The organism is Maribacter sp. 4G9 (assembly GCF_002742265.1).
Taxonomy (GTDB): domain Bacteria; phylum Bacteroidota; class Bacteroidia; order Flavobacteriales; family Flavobacteriaceae; genus Maribacter.
The window spans coordinates 1-1,512 of record NZ_MDGL01000150.1; the positions used below are offsets into that span (position 1 = coordinate 1).

Genomic DNA, 1,512 nt, shown 5'->3' on the forward strand with positions numbered 1-1,512 from the left:
AACCCCATCAACAATTTATCAACAAGGCAAGAAACAAGTGGCATGATGGTACCAAAGGGACAAAAAGGGTTTTCAACAGATCGGGCAGGTTATGAGTCTCCCCCCGGACCCCCCTCTTTCAACATCATCATTAAACTTATTTTTAAAGATTTATTGTCCTAACAATGGGGGGAATTATAATCAAGAATTTTTTGTTTTCGTTTATGACAGGTTATAATTTTATTACACTTTAGTTTAGCTGTAGTGAAATTTTCTCGTGATGGATAATTTATATTGCTCACAACATATAGTGAGTAAACGGCTTTATGCTTTTTCATTGGATTTCAAATAAGTGTAATGAATAAATAACTTAATTACTCAGTTTAAGCCAATCCAAAGTAGAAACTAAGTAACCCCAGGGTATTAAAAAAACCATGTACCATGATCATAAACCACAAATCGTATTTACGCTTATAGAATATTATTGAAAATAGAGCGCCTGTGGATGCCGCAACAAGTTGTCCTGTAATTCCTTGTTGCATGTGCATATATCCGAAAAAGCCACAAAATATTAGAATATAAACGGCAAGACTGATTTTGCTATCTCCAAAGAATTTGACGAACTGGCGCTGGAAATAACCACGGAAAATAATTTCTTCTCCAAACCCTGCGGTGGCCCATAATATCAATAACCAAATCATTGCCGTTGGTAAATCTCCTCTGACTTGGGCCATGCTTGAATAATCTGGAGCAACTCCTGTGATTTTTGTAACTGCCGGAACCAAAGCAAAAACGTAAAAGGAAAAAAGTCCAAATGCCACTAGTGGTGCGACTAAAAGGAGATTTTTTGCATTGAATTTTGCACGTTGAAATCCAAGTGCCGAAAATGGTTTTCCTTTATATTCTATATAATTAGCTATTATGATGATTACGGAGATAATTATATTTTCAAATACTGTTCTAGTGATAGGGCCAAAGTACATGAAACAAATAATAGCCAAGGTAATTAATGGAATTACTATTTGTTTAAGAGTTAATTTATTCATTTTTACTATTTTTTAAATTTATATGGGTGCAATATCAATCTAATCTACCGGCCAATAGAGCTATTTATGCCAGACCATCGTTAAGGCTAGTTGAATTGTAAAATGTAGAATATGGGGATATTTATTCCAGCTATTTTAATTTCAGTAAAGCTGTCTCTAAAGTTGATTGTCAATGCCTCACTATGTGAAGTCAGGTAAATTTTTAAAAAAAAACTAAAATCCTCAAGCAATGAATTTTAGCATTTATTACTTTACGTTTTTATTTTTTTAAACTCCAATCGGATTAGTTTCTCAAGTGCAAAAGACGGTCATAGTATACCACTAAAAACGGATTAATGTGAACCACCTAAAACGGATGAAAGTGAGCCACCCAAAACGGGTGAAAGTGAACCACTGAAAAGGTCGATTCTATTTGTAAAAAGTCAAAGCTCTTTTTTTGCTAAAAAAGGACGATGGCCAATAAACAAGTAGACATGCGAAAAGTAAA

Annotated in this window: 1 protein-coding gene; it reads right to left on the minus strand. The window is 34.0% G+C overall.

Annotation, left to right across the window (positions count from 1 at the left end):
• Window positions 1–362: 362 nt before the first annotated feature.
• Window positions 363–1,025, minus strand: a complete 663-nt coding sequence (locus tag BFP75_RS15035; protein WP_099546194.1) for a CPBP family intramembrane glutamic endopeptidase — start codon at window positions 1,023–1,025, stop codon at window positions 363–365.
• Between the last annotated feature and the right edge of the window lie 487 nt (window positions 1,026–1,512).